General features: G+C 69.4%; 18 protein-coding genes. 7 read left to right on the forward strand and 11 right to left on the reverse strand.

Annotated elements, in window-relative coordinates; all coding sequences use genetic code 11:
• Positions 1 to 25 precede the first annotated feature (25 nt).
• The 5 genes from NR810_RS44880 to NR810_RS44905 all read right to left on the reverse strand — a co-directional run bounded on the left by NR810_RS44880 (position 26) and on the right by NR810_RS44905 (position 9,666).
• A complete protein-coding gene (locus NR810_RS44880) occupies positions 26 to 2,884 on the reverse strand; it encodes a PAS domain S-box protein (protein WP_326522549.1) in 2,859 nt (952 codons plus the stop codon).
• A gap of 361 nt (positions 2,885 to 3,245) precedes the next feature.
• Entirely contained in the window at positions 3,246 to 4,577 is a 1,332-nt protein-coding gene (locus NR810_RS44890) for a DUF763 domain-containing protein (RefSeq protein ID WP_257461747.1), read from the reverse strand.
• Between the two features lie 1,240 nt (positions 4,578 to 5,817).
• Positions 5,818 to 7,158 carry a hypothetical protein gene (locus tag NR810_RS44895; protein ID WP_257461748.1) on the reverse strand — a complete coding sequence of 447 codons (1,341 nt, stop codon included), beginning with the start codon at positions 7,156 to 7,158 and terminating at the stop codon, positions 5,818 to 5,820.
• A complete protein-coding gene (locus tag NR810_RS44900; RefSeq protein ID WP_257461749.1) occupies positions 7,155 to 9,053 on the reverse strand; it encodes a hypothetical protein in 1,899 nt (632 codons plus the stop codon). Before NR810_RS44900 ends, NR810_RS44895 begins: the two co-directional genes overlap by 4 nt.
• 256 nt (positions 9,054 to 9,309) lie before the next feature.
• Entirely contained in the window at positions 9,310 to 9,666 is a 357-nt protein-coding gene (locus NR810_RS44905; protein ID WP_257461753.1) for a hypothetical protein, read from the reverse strand.
• A gap of 164 nt (positions 9,667 to 9,830) precedes the next feature.
• Between NR810_RS44905 and NR810_RS44910 the strand changes: the two genes are divergently transcribed.
• A complete protein-coding gene (locus tag NR810_RS44910) occupies positions 9,831 to 10,832 on the forward strand; it encodes a glycosyltransferase family 4 protein (RefSeq protein ID WP_257461754.1) in 1,002 nt (333 codons plus the stop codon).
• A gap of 15 nt (positions 10,833 to 10,847) precedes the next feature.
• Here the strand turns inward: NR810_RS44910 and NR810_RS44915 are convergent, their stop codons facing one another.
• The 3 genes from NR810_RS44915 to NR810_RS44925 all read right to left on the reverse strand — a co-directional run bounded on the left by NR810_RS44915 (position 10,848) and on the right by NR810_RS44925 (position 13,827).
• Positions 10,848 to 11,450 (reverse strand): hypothetical protein, encoded by a 603-nt coding sequence (locus NR810_RS44915; RefSeq protein ID WP_257461755.1) that lies wholly within the window; start codon positions 11,448 to 11,450, stop codon positions 10,848 to 10,850.
• A 126-nt stretch (positions 11,451 to 11,576) separates the two neighbouring features.
• Positions 11,577 to 11,957, reverse strand: coding sequence for a hypothetical protein (locus NR810_RS44920; protein WP_257461756.1), 381 nt, complete (start codon positions 11,955 to 11,957; stop codon positions 11,577 to 11,579).
• Between the two features lie 181 nt (positions 11,958 to 12,138).
• A complete protein-coding gene (locus NR810_RS44925) occupies positions 12,139 to 13,827 on the reverse strand; it encodes a sensor histidine kinase (RefSeq protein WP_257461757.1) in 1,689 nt (562 codons plus the stop codon).
• Between the two features lie 123 nt (positions 13,828 to 13,950).
• Between NR810_RS44925 and NR810_RS44930 the strand changes: the two genes are divergently transcribed.
• The 5 genes from NR810_RS44930 to NR810_RS44950 all read left to right on the forward strand — a co-directional run bounded on the left by NR810_RS44930 (position 13,951) and on the right by NR810_RS44950 (position 19,576).
• Positions 13,951 to 14,970: a radical SAM protein gene (locus tag NR810_RS44930; protein ID WP_257461759.1), complete on the forward strand. Its 1,020-nt coding sequence runs from the start codon at positions 13,951 to 13,953 to the stop codon at positions 14,968 to 14,970.
• Positions 14,967 to 15,959: a hypothetical protein gene (locus NR810_RS44935; RefSeq protein ID WP_257461760.1), complete on the forward strand. Its 993-nt coding sequence runs from the start codon at positions 14,967 to 14,969 to the stop codon at positions 15,957 to 15,959. The genes NR810_RS44930 and NR810_RS44935 overlap by 4 nt, the downstream gene beginning before the upstream one ends.
• A 184-nt stretch (positions 15,960 to 16,143) precedes the next feature.
• Positions 16,144 to 17,082: a hypothetical protein gene (locus tag NR810_RS44940; protein WP_257461761.1), complete on the forward strand. Its 939-nt coding sequence runs from the start codon at positions 16,144 to 16,146 to the stop codon at positions 17,080 to 17,082.
• A gap of 107 nt (positions 17,083 to 17,189) precedes the next feature.
• The gene (locus tag NR810_RS44945) at positions 17,190 to 18,143 is read left to right on the forward strand and encodes a PLP-dependent cysteine synthase family protein (RefSeq protein ID WP_257461762.1); all 954 of its coding nucleotides are present in this window, start codon (positions 17,190 to 17,192) and stop codon (positions 18,141 to 18,143) included.
• Between the two features lie 92 nt (positions 18,144 to 18,235).
• Entirely contained in the window at positions 18,236 to 19,576 is a 1,341-nt protein-coding gene (locus NR810_RS44950; protein WP_257461764.1) for a hypothetical protein, read from the forward strand.
• A gap of 85 nt (positions 19,577 to 19,661) precedes the next feature.
• Here NR810_RS44950 and NR810_RS44955 read toward each other — a convergent pair whose 3' ends face one another.
• Complete coding sequence (locus NR810_RS44955) at positions 19,662 to 20,828, reverse strand: PhoX family protein (RefSeq protein ID WP_257461765.1); 1,167 nt, start codon at positions 20,826 to 20,828, stop codon at positions 19,662 to 19,664.
• A gap of 175 nt (positions 20,829 to 21,003) precedes the next feature.
• Positions 21,004 to 22,656 (reverse strand): long-chain fatty acid--CoA ligase, encoded by a 1,653-nt coding sequence (locus NR810_RS44960; protein ID WP_257461767.1) that lies wholly within the window; start codon positions 22,654 to 22,656, stop codon positions 21,004 to 21,006.
• Between the two features lie 238 nt (positions 22,657 to 22,894).
• Between NR810_RS44960 and NR810_RS44965 the strand changes: the two genes are divergently transcribed.
• A complete protein-coding gene (locus NR810_RS44965; protein ID WP_257461768.1) occupies positions 22,895 to 23,659 on the forward strand; it encodes a hypothetical protein in 765 nt (254 codons plus the stop codon).
• Between the two features lie 56 nt (positions 23,660 to 23,715).
• Here NR810_RS44965 and NR810_RS44970 read toward each other — a convergent pair whose 3' ends face one another.
• The gene (locus NR810_RS44970; protein ID WP_257461769.1) at positions 23,716 to 24,690 is read right to left on the reverse strand and encodes an NADPH:quinone oxidoreductase family protein; all 975 of its coding nucleotides are present in this window, start codon (positions 24,688 to 24,690) and stop codon (positions 23,716 to 23,718) included.
• Between the last annotated feature and the right edge of the window lie 19 nt (positions 24,691 to 24,709).

Consider the following 24,709-nt stretch of genomic DNA (forward strand, 5'->3'; position numbering starts at 1 on the left):
GCCCGGTTCAGTGCCGGGCCTCCGTTCACCTCGTGGGGGCCGGTCCGGCCCCTCGGGGTACCCGGACGATGAAGGAGGTGCCCGCCGCGCCCGTCTCCACCTCCACCCTGCCCCCGTGCCCCTCCACCACCTGGCGCACGATGTAGAGCCCCAGCCCCAGGCTGCCCGACGGCCGGAACTTCGACATGCCCCGCCGGAACGGCTCGAAGAGCACCGGCAAGAGCTCCGCCGACACCGGCTCTCCCTCGTTGAACACGGACAGCTCCACCTCCCTCTCCTTCCCCCTCGCCCTCACCACCACCGGCGTCCCCGCCCGGGCATACCTCAGCGCGTTGGACAGCAGGTTGGAGAGCACCTGTCTCATGCGTGCCTCGTCCCACCACCCCTCGCACGGCCCGTCCCCCTCCAGCCGGACGTCGCTGCTCGGGTGCGTCACCGTGAACTCGTCGATGACCTCCTGGCACAGCCGCATCAAGTCGTTCTCCGTCCGCTCCAGCGGAATGCCTCCCCCCAACCGCCCCCGCGTGAAGTCGAGCAGGTCCGAGATCATCCGCCCCATGGTGTCCGCGCTGTTGGCGATGCGCCCCGCCATGCGCAGCAGGGCCTCGGGGCTCGGCTTCTCCAGACGTTGCAGCGTGCGCGCGCCCAGCGAGATGGCCGTCAGCGGGTTGCGCAGGTCATGGCTCACCACCCCCAGGAACTGCTGCTCCAGCTCGGCCCGCTGCCGCGTCTCCTCGTAGAGCCGTGCCCGCTCCAGCGCCTGGGCGCACAGCCGGCAGAGCGACTCCAGGTGCGCCTTCTCCCGCGCACTGAGGCGGCGGGGCGTGGAGAAGCTCAGTCCCAGCACGCCCACGACGCGCTCCCCGCTCACCAGCGGGAGGGTGCCCCAGGCGCGGCTCCGGGTGTCGTGCAGCCTCCGGGCGACGTCGGGCCAGCCGCGCTCGAAGGCCTCCAAGGATTCGACCCACACCATGCGCCCCATGCGCGCCGCGTCCGTGGGAGGCGTCCGCACGGAGAGCGGGATGCCCCGGTACGGCTGGACGAGGCTGTCCGGGTACCCGACGCTGTCGAGGACGCACAGCTCCTCGCCCTCCACGATGCTGACGGCGCCCGCGTAGGCGCCCACGGCCTCGAGTCCGTGCGCCATCACCGCCTCGGCCACCTGCTTGGGGGTGAGCGCGTGCGCGAAGACGGCCGTGGTGGCCTGGAGCGCCGCGGCGCGCTGCTCGGCCAGCTTGCGCTCGGTGATGTCGCGCACGGTGCCCATCAGCCAGCGCCTGCCGCCCGCGTCCACATGGGCCTGGCCCCGCGAGGCCAACCACCGCAGCACGCCTCCGTCCCGGGGCCCGATCACCCGGTACTCGGTGTCATAGAGGCCGCCGTTCTCGCCGGCGAACGCGCGCCGTCCCAGCTGCCGCACCCGCTCGTGGTCCTCCGGGTGGACGATCTCCAACCACCTGTCCAGCCCCGTGCGAGCGTCGGGCGGCAATCCGAACAGCTCCTTCGTCCGCGCGTCCCACCTCATCTCTCCCGTGGACGGATCATGTTGCCAGACGCCCAGCGCGGCGGAGTCCAACGCCAGGCGAAGCCGCTCCTCGCTGAGCCGCAGCGACTGCTGGGTGGCCTTCTGCTCGGTGATGTCCTCCATCGTCAGCACGCTGGCGACGATGCGGCCCTCCGCGTCGCGCACGGGCGCGGCATTCACCCGGGACAGGAGCTGGCACCCATCGTCCCGGTGGATGACGAGCTCCTCGCCCAGCACCACCTCACCCGCCAGCGCGCGCACCAGCGGCAGCTCCGCCAGCGCATAGCCCTGGCCGTTGGCGTGCCGGGTGAGCTCCCAGCGGTACGACTCCACGCCTCCCACCGGCACCGCGGAGGCCCCCAGCAGAGAGGCCAATCTCTCGTTGGACAGCAGCATCCGCCCCGTGGGCGCCTCGGCGATGAGCACCCCCGTGGGCATCTGATGCAACACGGCCTGGAGCAGCCGCTCCTTGGACTCCAGCTCGGCCATCAGCTGCGACAGCCGCCGCTCCGCCTCCCGCCTCGCGGTGATGTCCACCACCAGCGACACGCCCCGGCGTGACTCGCCCTCCACCAGCGCGCTGCCCAGGAGGATGTCCACCCGCGAGCCGTCCCTGCGCTGGTACTGCTTCTCCCTCAGCGAACCCACGCCCCGGAGAAGCACCCGCGCGACGCTCTGGCGATCCTTCTCCTCCCACTCCGGTGGCGTCATCTGCCGCCAGTCGAGCCGGCCCTGCTCCAGCTCCTCGCGCGTGTAGCCCACCATGCCGAGGAAGGTGTCGTTGGCATCCAGGATGGTGCCATCCAGGTCCCAATAGAGGGTCCCCACCACGCCGGATTCGGAGAGGCGCCGCGCCCGTGCCTGGGACTTCGCCAGCTCGTGCTGAAGCCGTTGTTGCTCGGCCAGGGCCTGCTCGCGCTCGCGCTGCCGGGCCAGCTCCGCGCGCCGCATGCGCACCAGGGCCCATGTCTGCGCCACCAGGTGCTTGGGCTCGATGGGCTGGGGGATGTAGCCATCCGCCCCGTCCTCGAAGAGCCGCTCCTCCAGCTCCTCGTCGCGCATCAGCGCGGAGATGTAGAGCACGGGGATGCCCGCGGTGGCGGGATTCAGCTTGAGCTGGTGGCACACGTCGAAGCCGCTCATGTCCGGCAGCCTCACGTCCAGCACCACCACCTCCGGCGGCGCCACCATGGCCGCGAGCGCCTCCTGACCCGTGGCCGCCTCCACGACCTCCATGCCGGCCATTCGCAAGGTCTGGGTGATGAGGTAGCGCTTGGCTTCCGTGTCATCGACGACCAACACCCGCCCGTCCATCCGGGGGGTGGACGCGGGCTTCGGCGGGTCCTGGATGCGCAACACGATGGGGGCTCCCGATTGGCCCATGGGGGGTACAACAGGCGGCAGGAGGGTTGTGCCATGAACCGCGCCGGGCCGTCCTGGCGGCACGGCCCTCAGCTGTCGACCACCTTACGAGGACGCGCCTACATGCTCCGAGGTACCCGGACGAGGAAGGAGGTGCCCACCGCCCCCGTCTCCACCTCCACCCTGCCGCCATGCCCCTCCACCACTTGGCGCACTGTCGTGGGGCCGAGCCCGAATGGATGCCACTCGCCACGATGAGGACTCCGTTCCGCCTGGGGGAAGGCAGCCAGGATGGTAAACCCCCAGGCCCGCCGTATCGCGCCCCGAACACGCGGAGCAGGCGCCGCTCACCTGACGCTCACCCGGGCGGATGTCTCGCTCCGATGGGGGAGGAGGGAGGGAGCGTCCGCTCGGCCGGTTGCGCCTCCTCCGTCTCTGAAGGCGGATGCCTCCAACCGGGCCGTCCCACGGGTCTCCTCGGAGGAGCCTCGGTGGGCAACAGCTCGCCCGTATCCTTCCACCCCGCCTCGATGAGGGCTTCGAAGGAAGGGCCGGTGGCCACGGCCTCGAGCTGGCGCGCCTGCCGGTCCAGCTCGCGGATGGCGGCGAGCTTCTCGTCATGGCCGAGCTTCGCCGCGTTCACGGCCGCGCGCAGCACCCGGAGGGTCTCATCGTAGATGTCGAGCTGCACGGGGTAGGGGTGCCGGTCCTTCCCGCCCTGGGCGAAGGCGAAGCGCGCGGGGTCGGTGAAGCGCGCGGGCGAGCCGTGGAGGACCTCGGCCACGGTGGCCAGCGCGGCCACGGTGCGAGCGCCCACGCCGGGGGTGAGGAGCAGCTCGGCGAAGTCCCGAGGGCCCTGCTCGGCCGCGGCGGCGAGCGTGCCGTGGAGCCGGCGCAGGATGACGTCATCGCGAGTCACCTCCTCGTGCTCGGGCATCTGCAGGTGGGGAAGGGGCAGGGGCAGGTTGACGGGGGTGGGCTGCTCGCGGGGACGCAGCTTGCGAAGCGCGCCCACCACCACGTCCGGCCCCTGGGACACGAGCTCCACCTGGGCGGCGCGGGCCCGAGAGGCGCGCCGGTCGGTGAGGTTGAGGATGACGCCCTGGGGAGGCCCGGCGATGGCGGCATGGGGCGCGTCCACGAAGCTGCCGAGTCCCTCGGACAACCAGTGGTAGCGCCGGGCCTGACGGCGCTCGGTGTTCATGCCCTGCTGCACCACGGCCCAGGCGTTGTCGTCCGAGAGGATGAGGCTGTGGGAGTACAGCTCGAAGCCATCCTGGACGGCGGCGCTGTCCACCTTGGCGGTGAGCCGGCTGGCGCGCACGAGGGCGTCGGCGTCGATGCCCACGCGGTCGCCGATGATGCGCAGCTCGTCGGGGGTGCGGCGTGCCTGAAGGCCCTTGCCGCCGACCACGTAGAGGCCGAGCTGGCGTCCGCCCGGGGTGAGCCCGCGTTTGAGCGCGCCGAGCACGGTGGTGGTGACGCCCGAGGAGTGCCAGTCCATGCCCATGACGGCGCCGAAGGACTGGAACCAGAAGGGGTGCGCGAAGCGGCGCAGCACCTCGTGGCGGCCGTAGTGGAGGACGAGCGCCTCCACCAGCACGCGGCTCATGCGCGCCATGCGCTCGGCGAGCCAGTCCGGCACCCGGCCCGAGTGAAGAGGAAGATCCGCGCTGCCCGTTCTGTCCATGATGACTCCGGAGGTAACCTCCAGGAGACAACCTTTGAACTCGGGTCCTTCTTCACCAGGGGGGACGCGGTGACACGAGGCTGCTCGCTCTGCGAACGGGCACGCGGACCCACCCGAGCGGTTCCGGTTCAGGGGGCTCGAGAGTCCGGCAGGCACACCCAGGGCTTGCTGGGTTCCTGGTGTCCGCACACGAAACCCGGCGGGCACGCGGAGGGGGCCTGGGGATCACAAGATTTGTGGCATTGGTACAGGTAGCAGGCGGTCCCTTCGGGACAGCGCGGCTCACTGGCGGCACATGAGCTCAAACACTCCATCCAGACCTCATCCGCTGGCTGGAGGTTGGCGTAGACTTGGCAATCCTGGCCCTTGGGACAAGGATTCGACACACAATCCAGCCCCTGGATTCTGGCGCAAATCGAGACGCCCTTCGCGACGCTGACACACCGCTGACCCTCGGGGCAGGAAAGCCCGTCACAGTTCGGCAGGCATGAGGGACCATCGGGCCCGTCGTCGCAGAAGAAACCCGTGGGACAACTGGAGGGCTCGTCCAGCCGGCATGGGCGACCGCATCGGGTCTGGCAGAACAGGCCACGCGTACAACCCTCCTCGCGAGTATCGGGAAGCCTCCTGCAGGACTCCCCCTCCTCTCGCACTCCCACCAGCGCGCAGCCGCGTATCCGGTCCTTGCCGTTATCGGTGTCGAACGTGCGGCACACGAAATCTTCGGGGCACTGCAAATCCGTCATGCACCTGCTGTCGGTGCAGAAGTGCTTCGAGAGACGATCATTGAAGAAGCAACGCAGCGGCGGCTCGCAGTCCGCGTCCGTGCGGCAGTCCCGTTCGTAGGTGAGCAGGCGATGACGCTGCTCGGCCGTGAGCAGGGGAACGAGGTGGAGCTGCTCGGAGTGTACGGAGCCGGCCACGGCTCCCTTCACGGATATCCCGAGCAGCCATGCGAGAGGCAGCGTCAGGAGCAGGCCGAGCACGACGGCGGGGAGCGCGCGCCATTTCATGAGCAGCCCGAAACCTCTCCGGCATCACCGCTCATTTGCGACCCGAGTAGTTTGAGGGGAAGCATTCCTGCGGGCATTTCCAATGTTCCGAATCGGGCCTGGCTCCGAGATCCTTGCAGTGCAACCCGTCTCCACGGTGAGCAACAGCGACAGCGCCAGCAAGCGTCTCGGCATCGCTCCCTCCCGAGACTCACCTTGGCACCCGGCGCCGCATGCCAGTGGCCGACTCAGAAGCGGTACCGCTCGGCCACGCGGTAGAGCTGCGTGAGGGAGCGGTCCAGCAGCGACTGGCGCGAGCGCATGTAACGGTGGGCCCGGACGTAGGGAAACCAGACGCGCGGGCCGACGCGCACCTGCATCTCCCCGAGCTTCTTGCGCGGTATCCACTGTCCGCCCAGGTTGCGTACCAGGACTTCCCCCAGGTACGCGGCCACCGCGGGTACCGCGTGCTCGTCGATGCGCTCCCGCTCGAAGATCCGTGGGAAGTCCTCGCGCCAGAAGTGGAAGTCGACATCCGTGAGCGACTCGGGGGTCTCCTTGAAGACGGAAGGCACCTTGGAGTGCAGAAGCGCCACGAGGCGCTCGGAGAGGTGGCCATAGTATTGGCGCACGCGCTCCGGGTCCTCCACGTTCGGAGGCAGGGCGGACTCGGCGGGGAGCCACTCATCGGGCTCGGGCGGCTGCCAGACATTGAGCTCGGCGATCTTGCGCTGGCGCTCGCCAAGGTTGACGCAGTCCACCACACGCGAGAGGAGCGGAGCCACGTCCGGGTGGAAGCAGGGCTCCACGGGGGCGAGCATGGCACTGCGCTCGCGCAGGGTGCGCAGCACGGTGTCGAAGTCCAGGTCGGGCCGGAGGTGAACGAATGCCCGGGCCTGGGCCTGGCGTGCCTCGTCGCTGGCGAAGTCCGCGGCGATAGGCCACGTCACCAGGAGGACGGCACCGTTGGGCAATGCCTCCACGCGGTGAGCGGGTGTGGACAGCATGCGCTCGCGGCCAACGGCTTCCACCAGGCCGGGTCCGAAGACATTGAGCCAGGACACTTCGTAGAGCTTGTCGAACCCGTCTCGAATCGAGGTTTGCATCTCGCGTCCGAAGCGGGGGGCATCCGCCAGGTCGTCTTCCGCCAGGCTGCTGGCGGTGACATGGGTGACCGGGTAGTGGACGGCCCAGGCCCACACCATGTCCACGAACTCGCGGCAGCGCTCCGCTTCCGCGAAGACGGAGAGCGGTTGGACAGCGACCCAGATGTACAGCCTGGGACGTAGAGGCGGCAGCCAGAGCGTGAGCGTGATGTCCAACGCCGGGAACTTCGTGCGATAGAGCCCGATGGAGGTGGTGTTTGCGTCTCGAGTCTCCTCCAGCGACTTCCAGAAGGCAGCGCGGGAGTATTTTCGCCGCCGCCTGCCCTCGACGATGTCTGGCATCCACTCGCCCGAGTACTGCTCGAGCGCCTGAAGGAAGGGCTCCAGCTCACTCTTGAGCGAGGACTTCTGGTCGAAGGAACCCTCGAAGGAGAGCCGGAGACGATCCTCCACGTTCAAGTCGTGAAACTCCAGCACCTTCATTGGAACAACACCTCCACTCCCTTGACCGCACCCCGGGTATTGTTCACGACCGCAGCCAGCGTACTTGCGTCCCTGGGCGCGAGTGTGCCCCCCTCATAGATGAGACGGACCCTCTGGACCAGCACCTGGGGGCCGAGGTGTTGGAGTGACGGTCGACGGATATCCAGCGTCCCGCCGTAGTACCGCAAGGCATCGCTCGCGTCCGCGATCATTTGCGCCGCCAGGGGTTTGGGTCTCAGCGGCGAGAGGTCACGGCTCTTGAAGCTGAACGTCTCCACACGAGGAGTCTGTCCGGCGGGCGGCTGCTCCTCGATGACGAGCACATCCGCGAAGCGCACGCCCTCCGTGCCCTGCTTCGCCACGCCCACGTTCGTCTCGATGCGCGGGGTGTCGAAGTCCCGGAGGAAGCGGCGCATGGCCCGAGGCAGTGCCGCATCCGCTCGCAGCAGGGACACCATGAGACGCTCGAACGCGAGCCCCCGGGCGAACAGCCCCCGCATCTTCTCGTAGCCTTCCCACGCCAGGGGCGGCTTCTCCGCCCTGCCCTGCTTCAACTCCCCCAGGCGATTCTCCCAATAGGCGACGTACTCGCGCCAGAGCGCGTGCCCCTGGATGCCTGACGGCGGGGCATCCACCGACGGGCGCTGCTTCTCCAGCACCGCCACGTCTCCGGACAGGCGCGGACCCACCGCATCGAGCTCCGCCTGGGCGAGCTTCGCCTCCACGACCTCCCGACCATGGCCCGCCGCCTCGTCCACCAACGAGGCCAGTCCACCGAAGCCCCTCCCAGCACCCGCCCTCGTCGAGGTGGGGCCCGCGCGCTGGGGCCTGGCTTCCGACAACCACGCCTGGGCCTTCGCCACATCACCCCGGGCCTCGTACAAAGCCAGGGCGGCGGGCTCTCCTCCCTCGTACACCAGCAGCGCCGCCTCGCGCCGGGCCTGGATGTAGCGGGCCAGCTCGCGCAGCCCCTCCCCACCCAGCCTTTCCCACAGCCGCTCCACGACCTGCGCCAGCCCCTGGAAACCCAACTCGGGCACCGGTGGCTGCCCCGGTCGTATCCAGCCGGCTCGCGGGGGGCTCCGGGGCGCTCCAAGGTACCGCACGCCCTTGCCTCCGGCGTACAGACCCACCAGCACCGCCGCGGCCGACAGCTCGCGCGTGGCCTGCTCGTACTGGCCCCGCGACAGCGAGTACACCCCGTGACACGTGCCCGCCACCAGGTTGTAGAAGCCCACCGGCACGCCGAACGTCAGCGCATCGAAGCTCCGGAGCGTCACGCTTCCCGGCGAGAGGGCTTCCAACATCTCCGCCCGCTCCACCGCGTCGAGTGCCTCCTGGTAGGGCGGCGGAACCTGCGCTCTCTGTGCGGAGTACTTCAGGGCCCTCGCACCCTGGCGCAGCTCGCTGGTGGACAAGGCGTCATCGGCGGCGCTGACCAGACCCCGGGCCACATCCCCGAGGCGCTCGGGGCGATCCGGGTAGTCCGAGAGACGGATTCCCCGCTGGCGCAGCGCCTCGTGGACGGCGCCCATGCGTCCCAGCGTCTCCCCGAGGAGCTTGTCCCGGGCCAGCACCCCGAGCACGTCCTTCACGTCATCATCGAAAGCGGAGTGGAGGAGGAAGAGGGCGAAGGGCTCGGCGCGAGCGGCGCCGTACTCCCGGGTGGTGGTGACGAGGAAGGATGCGCGCTTGCGATTGAGGACGTGGGAGCCCGAGCGCAGAGGCCCCAGGGAGCCGAGCCGGACGGCGGACCAGTCGTCCAACCCCTCCACCAGCGGGGCCATGTCCACATCGCGTTGCAGCTCGATGAATTGAGCGGGCGAGGCGCACACCAGAAAGGGGGAGAGCACCTCCTGGCTGGAGGACACGCGCGGCCAGCCCGGAGGCCGCACTGCCTGCTCCAGGCATCCTGGCTCCCGCGTGGCATCCGCCGTCCCCCCGGGAAAGCCGCCCGCGCCTCCCTCCCCATGCCGGAACGTGGCGGAGCGAGAGAGCCGACCGAAGCCACTCAGCAGGCTCCCGCGCGGATGGACCGTGGCGCACCCACCCAGCAGCACTGACACCACTGCCAGCACGAGCGGGGCACGAGTCCACCCCACCCGGAAGCGCCACCCCACGAGCCGTACGCCAGCCCAGCCCCTCACGCGCTCAGCGCTGTCCGCTGGACAGCACCTTCTCGTCCCGAGGCACTCCGCCCGCGGGCGCCTCCGCGCGCTTCATCCAGGACACCACCCGCGCGGCGATCAGATCCACGTCCTCGGGGGACAGGATGCTCGCGGCGCGCCCCGGCTGGCCCGCCACGCGCCTGCGCTCGGTGGCCAGGGAGTAGCCCTCCGTCCTACACGAGGACACCACCGCGTGGAGCGCGGACACCTCCTGGCGCAGCTGCTCCAGCTGCCAGGACTGCTCGGCCTGGGCGCGGCTCATGGACATATAAAGGAGTGCGGTGCTCGTGAACCCCAGGGCGAGTCCCAGGAACCAGCCGCGAGGAGTGGAAGTAGGCATGGGCGCACCCTGGGTACCAGAGGTAGGAGAGAGTCACCAGATACCGGCGGTGCACTGACAAAAGGGCGCCAAGAGGTGGCGTTTGAACGCCAGGGGTGGAGGGGAGGGCCCGGGAAGTCGCGCGGGTGACGCTCGGAGCCGGGTGGGATAGAGACCGGCGCCCCATGCCGCTCGTCGTCCACCCCCATTTCCACCGGCGCCGCACCGGCGTCACCGCCCACACCGAGCTCATCGTCCCCGAGCTGGCGCGCCTGATGGAGACGCGAGCGCTGGGCAGGCACCTGGCGGCGGACGTGCCGCGCATCGCCTGGGGCGAGCTGTGGAGGCGCATCCGCCGGGAGCCGGTGGTGTGGCACGCGCACCGCAACAACGAGCTGCTGGTCGGGCTGCTGCTGCGGCTGCTCGGGCGGGAGGTGCGGCTGGTGTACACGCGGCACAGCGGGAGCGCCCCGAGCGGCTTCACCCGCTTCATCGCGCGCTTCGCCGAGCAGCTCGTGACGCTCAACGCGCAGAGCGCCGAGTCGATGGGCATGCCTTCGAGGACCATCGGACATGGGGTGGACCTGGGGCGCTTCGTGCCGCCGGAGGACCGGACGGAGGCGTGGAGGAAGCTGGGGCTGGGAGGGCGCTACGGGGTGGGCGTGGTGGGCCGGGTGCGTCCGATGAAGGGACAGGGGGACTTCGTGGAGGCGCTGCACCCGCTGCTGGGCGGCTACCCCGAGTGGAAGCCGGTGCTAGTGGGGCTGGTGAAGGAAGAGGATCGCGCGTGGGCGGAGAAGCTGCGCGAGTCCACGGGAGGGGAGCTGGTGCTGGCGGGCGAGCACCGGGACGTGGTGCCCTGGTACCAGGGGTTGAGCATCCTGGTGCACCCCTCGTACAGCGAGGGCTTCTCGATGGTGCTGGTGGAGGCGATGGCGTGCGGGTGCTGCCCGGTGGTGACGAGGCTGCCGCACGTGCCCGCGGTCATCGAGCACGGGCGCACGGGCTTCATGTACGAGCCCGGGGACGTGGCGGCGCTGCGCGAGTTGCTGATGCAGCTGATGCGCGAGCCCGAGCGGGTGCGGCAGGTGGGGCTCAACGCCGCCGAGGAGGCACGGGCGCGCTTCGGCGTGGCGCACGAGGCCCGGGCGCTCGCCGGGGTGTACCAGGCGGCGCTGGAGCGTTGATCGGCGCGGCCGCGCTCACGGGGTGCCGGTACGAAAGGCGCGCCACGGCGAAGGCCCCAGGTCGTAGAGCTCCACCAGGGACTCGTCGCAGGAGAGCACGGTGTCCCCGGAGCACAGCTCCAGCATCACCCGGAAGCGGCGCTTGAACCGGTGGGCGAGCGAGAAGGCCTCGGCCCCCGCCCTGCCGAGGCGCGCGAGCCCATCGCGCAGGACGGCATACGGGAGCGTGGCCACGTGGCGTCCCCCTGGCTCGAGAGCGAGCGGCACCTCCCCGCGCAGCAGGCCCGGGACAGCGAGTGGCCTCCCCTTCCCTGGTGAAGCCGGGAGCAACCACACGGACATGCGCACATGCGCGGGCCCGCTCATCCGGTGCGGTCCGAGCCCCGGGTGCACCGCGAAGGGCAACCGGAGCGCCCCCAGGTCGGACCCCACGCGCCGCGAGTCGAACACGCCGACGTACGAGCTGTCTCCCTGACGGAGCGGCGGCGGATGAACCACGCGCAGCCGGGGGCGCGCATCGGTGAGGGGGATGACCTGCCGGAAGGACTTCCGCTCCGGACCGGAGACGGGCTCCATCGGGGAATGTGACGCGGCGGAATCGTGAATGGGCAGCGACAAGGATGGAACCCCCTTCTTCATCGCACCTGGGTGCAGAAGGGGGTCTGGCGGGATGTGACACGCCCCGAGGCTCTCCGGGACGGGTCCCCGCCCGGGAGGGGGGGACCCGCCCGCTCGGATGCCTCGCTACTTCTTCGAGCGCGACGAGCTGCTCGACTTGCGCGAGCGCGACGAGCTGCTCGACTTGCGCGTGCCCGTGGACTTGCGCGTGCCGGCCGGCTTGCGGCCCGTCCTGCCGCTCGCCGAGGTGCGGGAACGGGACTTGCCGCCCGCGGAGCTACGCGTGCTACGGGCCGGCTTGGCCCGGCGAGACGAGCTCTTCGCGGCGCTCTTGGAGGAGCGCTTGGGCGCGGTCTTCGTCTCCCCGGCCTCGCGGCGCTGTTTGTTCACCGTGCGGGCGGCGAGCTCCTCGGCGCGCTCCAGGCTGGCTCCGCGCTTGCGCGCCGACTGTTTGATCTTCTCGTACTGACGCTTGCGCTTCGGGTTCTTCACTCCACGCGGTGGCATCCGTTCCTCCTCCGTCTGTCGGATGGATTGCTCCAACAGGATGGGGATGCCTGTTTCCCGACGCTCGGGCCGTGAGGAATTTCACGGGGGCGAGCGTTGAACAGTTTGCGCTCGGAAAGCCCTTGCGCCCGGGAGACGTCCGGAACCCGACACGTCCGAGCGGAGGAGCCGACCCGGGGCGTCAGGCCGCGGACTGCTCGGAGGAGTCCTGGGCCACGGGCAGGGTGATGAAGAAGCAGGTGCCGCGCCCCACCTCGCTCTCGACGCGAATCTCCCCGCCGAGCGAGGTGATGATGCGGTGGCACACGGACAGCCCCAGGCCCGTGCCCACGCCGATGGGCTTGGTGGTGAAGAACGGGTCGAAGACGCGGCGCAGGTGCTCGGGGGAGATGCCGGACCCGGTGTCGCGCACCTCCACGGTGACGCGGTCGGGAGCGGAGAGCCGCGCCACCACGCGAATCTCGTTCTCCTCCACGCGCCCGGGGGCAATGGCGTGCGCCGCGTTGATGAAGAGGTTGAGGAACACCTGGCCCAGACGCGGCGCGTTGGCGAGCACGGCGGGCATCCCGTCACACGCCTCCACCAGCCGGGCGCGGTCGCGCACCTCGTGCCGGGCCATCTTCGCCGAGCCGCGCACCACCGCCGCGAGGTCCACCGGCCCGAGCGCCACGTCATCCGGCCGCGACAGCGTCCGGAGGTCCTGCACGATGAGGCGGACGCGCTCGGCGCCCTCGCGCGCCTCCGACAGCGCGGACAGCATCTCCAGCCGGTCCTCCTCGGAGGGAGCGCCCATCAGCTCCGTCAGCGCCCCATGGACGAAGCGGAGGTTGCTGAGGATGAAGGCGAGCGGGTTGTTGATTTCATGCCCCACGCCCGCGGCGAGCCGGCCCATGGAGGCGAGCCGGTCGGCGAAGAGGAGCTGCTCCTGGGCCTCCTGGAGCTGCTGGAGGCTGTCGCGCAGGCGGGCGTTGGCCTCGGCGAGCTCGGCGGTGCGCGTACGGACGGTGTCCTCCAGGAGGGCGTGGTAGCGGCGGGCCTCGCGCTCGGAGGCCTCGGCCTCGGCGCGCATCAGCCGTTGCTTCTCCTCCAGGGAGGAGCGCAGCTCGCCGGCCATGCGGTCGAAGGCACGGGCCAGGGTGCCCAGCTCGTCGCGGGCCGACGAGGACATGCGGATGTCGAAGTCCCCGCGCCCGATGCGCTCCGCCGCGGACGTGAGCCCCTCGAGCGAGCGCCGCATGGGCGTGAGGATGGCGAAGGCGAGCACCAGCACCAGCACGATGCACAGCGCGGGGACGAGCATCGCCAGCAACTGGCCGAGCTCCGTGGACAGGTCCCACTGGCGCGCCAGCTCGGCCAGCTCGGCCCGCTCCTCCCCCTGAATCTCCGAGATGCGCCGGCCCACCCGTTGCTCGAACTCCGTGTACAGCACCCACTCCACCGTGGAACCCACGGCCGTGCCCGGAGGGATGGCGCCCACGCGCGCCTCCGTCCACGCCGCCCAGTCGTACAGGGCCGCCCGGATCTCCTCGCGCTCCTGGCGCTCGTGCGCCACCGTCCTGCCCGGTATCCAGCGCTCCTCGCGCGCCAGGCTCCCCTCGAGCCGCTCCAGCTCCTCCTCGACCCGCTGCAGCAACTTGTGCCGGACGAGTGAGGTGTCACCTGAGATCTGCCGCACCTGGGCCAGCTCGTTGAGGTAGGGCCAGGCGAGCGCGTGCAACCGGCCATAGCCGTCGAGCTGCTCCTGGGTGACCATCATCTGCTGGCGGCTGTTGCGGCCGTGGCGGACACCGAGGGAGAGGTGGACGCCCATGAGGCTCATGAGCACGATGGCCACCAACGCGAACAGAAACACCTTGGCGCGAATGGTCATCGAATGGCCTCGGGTGCACCCACCATCGCCCACCATGATCTCACGGCCGCCCGCGCGGCGCGAGTGGGGGGCACCAGGCCGCTTGAAGTCAGGAAGACGCGGCGCCACCGTCAGGGCCTCGCCATGGCCGAAGCCACACCGACCTCCCTGGAAGACCTCCCCCTCCCCCCCGCGCTCGCGAGCCTGCGCCGCTTCCCGATGGACGGCGCGCTGCTGCTCTTCGACCGGGACAGGGGGCTGAACGCGCTGTGCGAGGGGCCGGAGACGGCGCACCTGCGCCAGCGGGCGCCGAGGGCCATCCAGTTCGGCATCACCAACCGTTGCAACCTGGCGTGCGCCTTCTGTTCACGGGACGTCGAGGCCCGGAGCGCCTGGACGGCGGACGAGGCCTTCACGGTGCTCGCGGGCCTGGCGGAGGCGGGGGTGCTGGAGGTGGCGTTTGGAGGGGGAGAGCCGTGGGTTTTCCCCCGCTTCGAGGAGCTGGTGTGCCGGCTGTATGACGAGACGCCGCTGGCGGTGAGCTTCACGACGAACGGGGTGGCGCTCAACGCGCGGAGGCTGGCGGCCATCCGGGGGCGTTACGGGCAGTGCCGGCTGTCGCTCTACGAGGACAATGACTGGCGGAGGAAGGTGGCGGAGCTGGCGGACGCGGGCGCGCGCTTCGGCGTCAACTACCTGGTGACACCCGGACGGCTGGATTCCCTGGAGACGGTGGTGCTGGAGCTGGCGTCGCTCGGCTGCCGGGACGTGCTGCTGCTCAGCTACAACGGAGCGGACCGTGCGCTGCACCTGTCGCTGGAACAGTCGAGGGAGCTGGCGCGGCGCGTGGGGTTGCTGGGCCGGGCGCTGAAGGGCCGCTGCGAGCTGAAGCTGGACGTCTGCTGGGGCGAGCGGATGGAGGGAGTGCCGAGGCTGTTCCAGCGCTCGGACTGCGGGGCGGGGCGGGACTACCTGGTGCTCACCAGCGACAAGAAGGTGATGCCGTGCAGCTTCCACCACGTGGCCCTGCCGGCGGCGGACGCGGAGCAGGTGATGGCGGTGTGGCGCGAGCGTCGGGCGGAGCTGGCGTCTCCCTCGCGGCTGCCGGGGTGCGCGCGGGTGCCGGGCTACGGACTGAACACGGATGCGGGAGGGGCGTCATGAAGATCCATCTCTGGAATGCCTTCGCGAGCAACAACAGTGGCAGCTACACCATCGTGGGCCGGTTCGAGAGCGAGGAGCTCGCCACCCGGGTGGCCGCCGAGCTGGATGAGGTGCTCACCGCGCACGACACGTGGCTGTCGGCGACGGAGAGCCGGTGGCAGGAGCAGACGAAGGAGCCCTCTCCGCTGGAGAAGTTCATCAAGGAGAACGGGCTCACGTGGAGGGAGGGAACGGGGCTGATGGATGACTGGCCGGACGGGTACGGCGGCGAGGACCCCGACCGGCCCCACGCGCGGGCCATCGGGCACCAGGTCTTCGTCCACCAGCGGTTCACCATCACGATGCCCCGCGCCTTCGGCGAGTTCATCTACGCGCGCGGCGGAAGGGTGGAGACGGAGCTGGACCACGCGCACCACACGGTGGTGGGCGTCTTCGAGCTGTGGAGCCAGGAGTTGCACAAGCAGCCGGAGAAGAAGGAAGCGGCGGTGGCGGCCATCGTGGAGGAGCTGTACGCGGACGACGGGCCGCTGGTGACGGGGGCGGATCCGCAGGTCCTCCCCGCGTGGAAGACCACGCGAGGCCGCCACTTCGGACCCCATCTGCGGCTCGGCGCGGCGTTCGGGGATCTCCTCGAGGGTTTCACCGCCGTGGAGCGGATCGCCCGGCGGCACGGAATGGACTCCATCGAGGTGAAGGTGTTCGAGTCCTGGCCCGACTCCGACCCGCTCGCCTTCCTCCGGCCCTGTGACCCACCGCTGAAGCGCGAGATGTTCGACCTGTGGCTGTTGAGCCTGGGGGAGAAGCCGGAGAAGGTGAAGGAGCAGCTCTGGCAGCACCGGACGCTGACGTATGACGAGGCGTGTGAGCTACAGGGGGCACGGCCCGTGGTGGTGCGGCGGAGGCTGACCCCGGCGCAGGCCGAGGAGCTCGCTCAGGGCTTCCAGGAGGCGGGGGCGAGCGTGGAGGTCCGGCCCGCCACCGGGGACTGAACCCGGTAGCGAAGGGGCCGGCATGTCCGGTCCCGACGGCCGCTGTGTTCACGACCCGGACATCCTCGCGTCGGGCAGGTGTCAGAGGCGCTGGGAGCGAAAAAGGACGAGTCGAAAGAATGTTTGAATGAATGGCGCCGCGGTGCGTCCGAAGCGATGCCATCGCATTCCCAGGAGACATTCCGTGCCGGTTTCCAGACAGATGCTGTGCGCCGCCCTGGTGGCTGGATGCATCTTCGGCACCACGTCGGCGGAGGCCCGCTTCGGCAAGAGCCGGGGAAGCTCCTCCTCCAATTCCAGCTCCCGCTCCTCGTCGAGCGACTCCAGCTCCTCCAGCGATTCCTCCTCATCGGGGACGTACCGCTCTCACGGGAGCAACGGTAACGGCTCGGGCCCGCGGGTCCATGACGCCTCGCCGGTGGGTTGGGAGTCGGATGGCGGCGCCTCACCGGGCTACGGAGGAGGAAACAGGCCCCCGCGAGGTCCGAGACGCGCCTACCTTCGCCCCACCCGGTACACCTCCTACGGGTTCTTCGGCGCGCACTATCACCCGTACAGCCCGAGGCCGGGCTGGGGGCGGGAGCGGCACGAGGAGCGGGACTCCGGGCTGCTGGTGAGGATGGGAGTGGAGGGGTACGCGGTGAAGGACGGCGGGGCGCTGGGGGGGAACCTGGGCATCGAGGGAAGGCGTTGGGGCGTCTCCACGCGGCTGACGGCGTTGTCATTGGAAGCGGAAGACGGCTCGGGGGACAGGGACCGCATCCAGCTCGGGGAGGCGCACCTGACGTTCGCGCCGGTGGCGAGCAAGCGCGGGCGGCTGCGGCTGGAGGCGGGCGTGGCGGCGGCGAGGGCGCCGGACATCACCTTCATCGGCCCGAGCGTGGCCCTGTCCTTCGAGCGGTGCCTGTTCGGGCCGTTGGACGTGGAGGGCCGGCTGCAATGGGTGCCGGTGCCGCACCTGCAACTGGATGGACAGGCGGCGCTGGCGCTGCACCTGGGCGTGCTGACGCTGCGGGGTGGCTGGCGCGGGCTGCTGCTGAACGACCGGGGCTACGTCGAGGACGGCGTGGAGCACCAGGACGTGATGGGAGGCCCGTTCGCGGGCATCGGCTTCAACTTCTGAGGAGGGAGCCTGTCGGACAGGCCCCCCTTCCAGGGGAGCGGCCGCGGAGACGGGCGGTGCCTGCTCCCGGAGCGGGGGCTTTCGGGGTATGTGGGGGGGCACCAACCATGACCGCCCGCCCCTGCCGCCCCCTGCCCGCCGATGGCCGTTTCCTGCAGTCGATTGGCCCCACGCCCCTGGTGCCCGTGCGCCTGGACGCGGAGGGACCGACCATCTGGTGCAAGCTGGAGTTCCTCAACCCGAGCGGCTCCACGAAGGACCGCATCGCGCGCTACATGCTGGAGAAGGCGTGGCGGCTGGGCGAGCTGTGCCCGGGGGGTGAGGTGGTGGAGGCCTCCAGCGGCTCGACGAGCATCGCATTGGCGCTGGCGTCGGCGCAGATGGGGCTGAAGTTCACCGCGGTGATGCCCGAGGGAGTCACGGGCGAGCGCGTGCTGACCATCCGGGCCTACGGAGGAAACGTGGAGCTGGTGCCGCGCGACACGGGAATCCGAGGCGCCATCGCGCGGGCGGAGGAGATCGCCCGGGAGCGCAAGGCGTTCGCGCCGCGCCAGTTCGAGAACCCGGACAACGCGGAGGCGCACCGGGTGTGGACGGGGCAGGAGATCCTCTCGCAGGTACCGGGAGGGTTGGTGCACGCGGTGGTGAGCGGCGTGGGGACGGGAGGCACGGTGGTGGGGCTGTACCAGGCGTTCGCGGAGGCGGGCTGCCCGGTGGCGCCCTTCGTGGCGCGGCCCATCTCGGGACTGGGCAGCGACATGGAGTGCTGCAGCTTCAGCTCGCGGGTGCCGGGGGTGGTGGACGGCCTGTCGAGGCTGTACCGCGAGGCGGATCTGCCGGGGCTGGTGGAGCTGAACATCTCGGACGAGTTGGCGATGAGCACGGCGCGGGCGCTCATCCGGAGAGGCTTCCCGGTGGGGCCCTCGTCGGGGCTCAACTACGCGGCGGCGGTGGAGGCGGCGAAGAGGCTGGGGCCGGGCGCGCAGGTGGTGACACTGTTCCCGGACCGGATGGAGCGCTACTTCTCCACCGAGCTCATCCAGCCCAAGGGCTCGGCCTGAGGAGGAGGCTCGTCCAGGATCCAATCCGTGGGCGGATCCTCAACACCTGGGACACGTTGGATGTTGTCCATCTGAATCCCAGGAGCCCACCGATGCGTCGATTGACTCCCCTGGCCGTCCTGCTGCTCACCGCCTGCGGAGAGAAGCCTCCGGCACCCGGAAACGAGCTTCCCACGGAGGGCACCACTTCCCGCATCCAGGGAAGCCTGACGGTGCGCACGCACTACGCCGACCGTCCGGATTGGCGCGAACGCTACCCGAGCGTGTACGTGCTGCTCGGAGACGGAAGCCGCTTCCGGCAGGCGTTGGATGACCAGGGCACGGCCCGGTTCCAGGACCCCGCGCTGGTGGGGGCCCAGGACATCACGGTCGTGGAGGAGCAGAAGGGCGGGGCCATGATGGTCTACACCCTGCTCGCGATGGACGACCCGGAGCCGGAGCTCCCCTTTGGCCCCGGCCCGGTGTCCGAGGAGACGGTCAGGACGAAGCAGGCCACCCTCAGCGGCAATGTGACGGGCGCGACCGGAACGGGCCCGGTGAGCACCCTCGTGGTGGGCGAGGGATTCCACGGTCAGGCGCCCTGGAACAGCCCGCCTCCTGGCACCTTCAGCTTCGAGGTCTGGGGGAGTGAACCCGGCCGCGTGTCGCTCTTCGCCTCCGAGTCCACGCCCGATGAAAGCAGGGTCCTGCGCGTCGGCATGAAGAGGGACATCGCGGTGGGGGGTGGGCAGCCCGTCACCGGCCAGGAGGTCGTGCTCGACCATGCCGTGGACCAGACGCTCGGCGTGACGGTGGAAGGCCTGGCGCCTCATGGAACCCGGGCGAATGCGTGGCTCCTCTACTCCGAGGGTTCTCGAGAGCTCTTCAGCACGTATGCCCAGGGAACGCCGCCCTTGTCGCTGCCGGCGATCGCGCGGACGGCGCCATTCGACACCACGCGGATGAACGTCGGCGTCGGAGCGGGCGATGAAGATGATCTGCCGCTGGGAAGCACGAGCACCCAAGTGCGCGTGGGAGAGACCCCACCCGTGAACATCAAGCTGCTCGCGCCACTGAACCTCGCGTCGCCAGCGCTGGGAACGAGGACGTCGCCGGGAACGGCGCCACGAGGAAGCCTCGTCTTCCGTTGGAGCGCTGACCCCACGGCGCGCTTCGTGAAGCTGGCGTTCATGCCGCTGTCGGGGAGCACGAGCAGACCGCTCTACTGGAACGTGCTGGCGCCAGCCTCGGTCACCACCTTCACACCCTTCCCATTGCCGGCGGAGGCGGCACCCCAGAGCACACTCGAAGCGGGCCTGTACGCCATGGAAGCGCAGTCGCTCGACTACGGGGAGGGCGCTGGGGTGCCGGACTACATCTACAACTCAGTCAACCCGGACCCGCTCCGGGAGCAGAGGAAGACCGAGGTTCAAGGCTACGTGATGTTGCAGTAACCAGAGTCAAAACCCCTCTCCCTCTGGGAGAGGGACGGGGTGAGGGTCTATCACCCCCGGGTTGAACCCGCGTCCCCACGAGAGACTACGTGCGGAACGGCCCGGTCACCTCGAAGGTAATCCCGCCACTGCTGCTGCCACTGGTCCCGCGCTGGGAGCTGAAATACAGGCGCTTGCCATCGGGGCTGAAGGCGGGGCCGGTGATCTCGGAGCTGCCGTGGCCCACGAGTTGGATGAAGGGGGCCACGACGCGGTTGGGGGTGATGATGCAGATCTGCAGGTCGCCGCCGTCCTCGGCGACGAAGAGGTCGCCGGAGGGAGAGACGGTGACGTTGTCGACGCCGGTGAGGGGCGAGTTCGGGAAGAGGTTGTCGTCGTAGATGATTTCGAGGCGGGAGGAGGCCACGGTGTAGGCCCAGACGCGGTTGTCGCCCTTGGTGGTGAAGTAGACGACGCCGCGGTCGTACCAGCAGCCCTCGCCGCCGTTGAAGACGGTGGTTTGAGAGGCATTGGACTGCTGGGAGGCGGGCTTGGAGGAGGAGACGGGGACCCAGGAGACGGAGGCACCGGTCAGGGGGTCACCGGAGACGCGGGCGGCCTCGAGGGTGCCGGAATCGAGAGAGGGATAGGAGGAGGGGGTGAAGCGGTAGAAGCGGCCGCTGGTGGTGTCCTCGGTGAGGTAGAGGCGGTAGTCGTCGGAGTCGACGGCGACGGCCTCGTGGGAGAAGGTGCCGAGGGCGGGGCGGACGACGCCCTGGGAGGACTTCGTGGGATCACATTCCCAGACGCGGCCGCCGGAGTATTCCTCGCAGGAGAGCCAGGTGCCCCAGGGGGTGGGGCCGCCGGCGCAGTTGGAGGTGGTGTTGGAGAGGATGCGGTAGGCGCCGACGATGGAACCACCGCCGTCGAACTTGAGGGCGGAGACGCCGCCGGTGCCGAGGCTCTTCTCGGAGTTGGAGACGTAGATCCACCCGCCGCCGGAGACGGGGAAGCAGGCGCCGCCATCTGGGGCGCCGTGCCAGGTGTAGCCGGTGTTGGCGACCCTGGAGCTGGAGCGGGCGACGATGCGAGAGGAGAAGCCGGCGGGGAGCCGGACGCCGTTGGCATCAGCGGAGCCGGAGATGGCGCCATAGGGGCTGGAGCCGGGCTGAGCGGGAGCGGAGTAGGCGTTGCGCCAGAAACCGGGCCCGAGGACGAGCGCCCCGCCACCGATGGCGGAGAGGCGCAGGATATCGCGACGATTCAAACGCATGGTTTCCTCCGATGGAACGAGAGGAACCACGCTCACACGAGAAGGCCGGAAAGACGGGTCAACTCCCCGTAAGGAATGGCTGACGGGAACGTCACGAAGACAAACCCAATCCCCCCCCACCACCAACCCCTCTCCCTCTGGGAGAGGGACGGGGTGAGGGTATCCGCGCCGTGCTCTACCCCCGAGGGCCCGAGTCCCCCTTCTGCTGTGCCTTCACCAGATGGTCCCCGAAATCCTCACGCAGCTTGGTCTTGAGGAACTTTCCGGTGGAGGTGCGAGGAATCTGGGGGATGAAGACATAATCATCGGGGAGCCACCATTTGGCGAAGCGCTGCTCCAGATGAGCGGAGAGTTCTTCCTTGGTAGCGGACTGACCGGGCTTGAGAACCACGGCGGCGAGGGGGCGCTCGTCCCACTTGGGGTCCTTGGCGGCGAAGACGGCGGCCTCGAGGACGGCGGGGTGGGCCATCAAGGCGTTCTCGAGGGCGACGGAGCTGATCCACTCGCCGCCGGACTTGATGACGTCCTTGGAGCGGTCGGTGATGCGGACATACCCCTCGGCGTCGAGGGTGACGACATCACCGGTCTTGAACCACCCATCCGGGGTGAAGCGATCGACCCCCTCCCCTCCGTAGTACGAGGAGGCGACCCAGGGCCCGCGGACCTCCAACTCGCCCATGGTGGAACCATCCCAGGGGAGGACCTGGCCGGAGTCGCTGACGTGGCGGACCTCGACGAAGGGGACGGCATAGCCCTGGGTGGCGCGGAGGGCGAGCCGTTCCTCCTGGGAGGACTGTGCATGCTGCCGCCGGGGCCGTGCGAGCGTGCCGACGGGGTTGAGCTCGGTCATGCCCCAGGCGTGGGTGACGACGAGCCCATGGCGGTGGAGGAAGCCCTCGATCATGGCGAGCGGAGCGGCGGCGCCGCCGATGACCATGGAGCGGATGGAGCGCAGGTCCCACCGCTTGGGCTCCTGGTCGAGCAGGGCGAGGATGCCGAGCCAGATGGTGGGGACGCCGGCGGCGACGGTGACGCGCTCGGAGGCCATGAGGTCCAGGAGGGAGAGCGGGTCGAGGTGGGGCCCGGGGAAGACGACCTTGGAGCCGGTGAGGACGCAGCTGAAGGGGAGGCCCCAGGCGGCGGCGTGGAACATGGGGACGACGGGGAGGATCGTATCCGCCTCGCTGACGCCGAGGGTGTCGCTCATGCACTCGGCGAGCGTGTGCAGGACGATGGAGCGGTGGGAGTAGAGGACGCCCTTGGGGTTGCCGGTGGTGCCCGAGGTGTAACAGAGCATGGCGGCGGAGCGCTCATCGAGCTGGGGGAAGTCGAAGGAGTCCTTCTCGCGGGCGAGCAGCTTCTCGTAGTCGAGGCGGCCGTCGGGAGCGGGGCCGTCATCGGGGATGACGATGACGTGCTGGACGGAGGGGACGGCGCCGATGAACTTCTCGAGCAGCGGCAGGAGGGAGCGGTCCACGACGATGACACGGTCCTCGGCGTGGCGGGCGATATAGGCGAGGTCGTTGGGGTGGAGGCGGAGGTTGAGGGTGTGGAGGACGGCGCCCATGGAGGGGACGCCGAAGTAGAGCTCCAGGTGGCGGTGGTGGTTCCAGCAGAGGGAAGCGACGCGGTCGCCGGACTTCACGCCGAGCCGGGTGAGGGCATGGGCGAGCTGGCTGGTGCGCCGGTGGAAGTCGGCATAGGTGTAGCGGTGGAGGGACTTGTCGGGCTGGCGGCTGACGATCTCCGAGTGGCCGAAGTAGGTGCGGGCGCGTTCGAGGAAGTGGGTCAGCGTGAGCGGGAAGTCCATCATGCGGCCGGTGAGCATCGGTGCGTCCCCCTGGGAAGTGCGGGCGGTGATGCTACCGGGTCGGCACGCCGGAGCGCACTCTCGTGATCAGGCCTTTCACGGCCAGTACATGAAGCTCACAGAATGGCGCATCGAGTCAAAAGGCGAGTGCTCTCGAAGCAGCTCGGAGCACAACCAGGGTGCCTTGACATGGCATTGAGCACCAACGCTAACCTACCTGGACTCGCGCATTGCGCGCTACCGACAAGTGGGTGAAATGAAGCAGCTCTCAAAGCAAATTCCATGCGCATGCGTGATTCTGGCCATCGCGGGGTGCAGCACAACGCCCAAAGCGGGCCCAAGCGCAGCCGGACAATCAGATACAGCAGCGGAGATGGAGAGCACTCTCTCGACCATCAAGTCACTGACTGTCTATCCAAGCACTCCCACCGGACCAGGGATTCCGTCAGATAAAGTCTACTCATTCTGCGGCGAGGTGTCCGATGAGGCCCGAGGCAGTTCCGCCAGATTTACCGTCGCGGGCTGGGCTACGGCGATACCTGCCGCCGCCGCGCTTTTCTATGCAGGGCAAGTGGGGACCGATCCCACCCACAAAACTTTTGTAAGACGTAACCCGGGAACGCTTCTACTCACATCCAGTGTGATACTGGGGGTGGCTAGCGCCTTCTTCTTCTCTCGCTCAGACGCAGCAACCACTGCATCCGTGAGAGCGCACAACGCACATACCGCACCGGACGCAAACGATGCATATGCAGAATGCGTCGCCGCCAAATCCTATTGGATCGGCTCCCGCACAGAATCCAATGCACTGGTCCGGCAGATGCAGAACAGCGCGGGAAAACAAATTACGCAGGATTCAGGTAGTGAGCTGAGCAAGAAGCTCATCAAGGACCCCCCACCCAAAGAAGATGAAGCAGCCGCCAATCAGCTCAAGGATGTGCAGCAGAAGCTCCAGGAGCTCACCAAGCGCCTGGATGCGCTCTCGGCAACCCCAGAGCGCAGTGCCAAGACAGAGCCGTAGCGAGCGCACACGAAAAGAGAGGGCATGCAGCCGGCGGAGCTGATGCCCTGCTCACCTCATTCCGTCCGGACGCGCAGCACGAGCTTTCCGGTGGCCTTGCGCGACTCCAGCTCGCGCAGGGCCTGGGCCGCCTGTTCGAGAGGAAACACCTGGCTCACCACGGGCTCCACGAAGCCCTTCTCGGCCAGCGCGGCCAGATCCATGGCGATCTTCGAGGTGAGCTGGGGCTCCTGCATCACGAAGGCGCCCCACGCCACGCCCACCACGTCCACGTTCTTGAGCAACAGGCGGTTCACCTTCACCTCGGGAATGCGTCCGCCCGCGAAGCCCACCACCAGCAGCCGGCCCTCGGGAGCCAGACACTTGAGGCTCAGGTCGAAGGCATCCCCGCCCACCGGGTCCATCACCACGTCCACGCCCTGCCCCTGGGTGGCGTCCTTCACCCGCGACACCCAGTCGCCCGCGGCCAGGAACACCTGATCCGCGCCCGCGCTCCGAGCCACCTCCGCCTTCTCCTCGCTGCTCACCACCGCGAGCACCCGCGCACCCGCGCCCCGGGCGATCTGAATCGTCGCCGTCCCCACTCCGCCCGCCGCGCCGTGAACCAGCACGGTCTCGCCCTCCTTGAGGCGGCCCCTCCGGTGCAGCGCGAAATGGGCGGTGTGGTAGTTCAACACCGTGCCCGCGGCGGCCTCGAAGCTCCACCCCAGCGGCATGAGGAACGTCATCGACGGGGGCGCCGCCACCACTTCCGCCCAGCCGCCGATCATCGTGCAGGCCATCACCCGGTCCCCGGCCTTCACCACCGCCCCCGGCGGCGCGCTGCGCACCACGCCCGCCACCTCCACGCCCGGCACGAAGGGCAGCGGCGGCTTCATCTGGTATTGCCCCTTCGTCAACAGCAGGTCCGGGAAGCTCACGCCCGCCGCCATCACGTCGATGAGCACCTGATCTCCCGCCTCGGGCTCCGGCACGTCCACCTGCTTCAAGCCCTCGGGTCCGTCCAACCGCTCGAGCTGCACTGCGCGCATGGTGTCTCTCCTCGGCCCC

Origin of the sequence: Archangium lipolyticum (assembly GCF_024623785.1) — a bacterium.
GTDB classification, from domain to species: domain Bacteria; phylum Myxococcota; class Myxococcia; order Myxococcales; family Myxococcaceae; genus Archangium; species Archangium lipolyticum.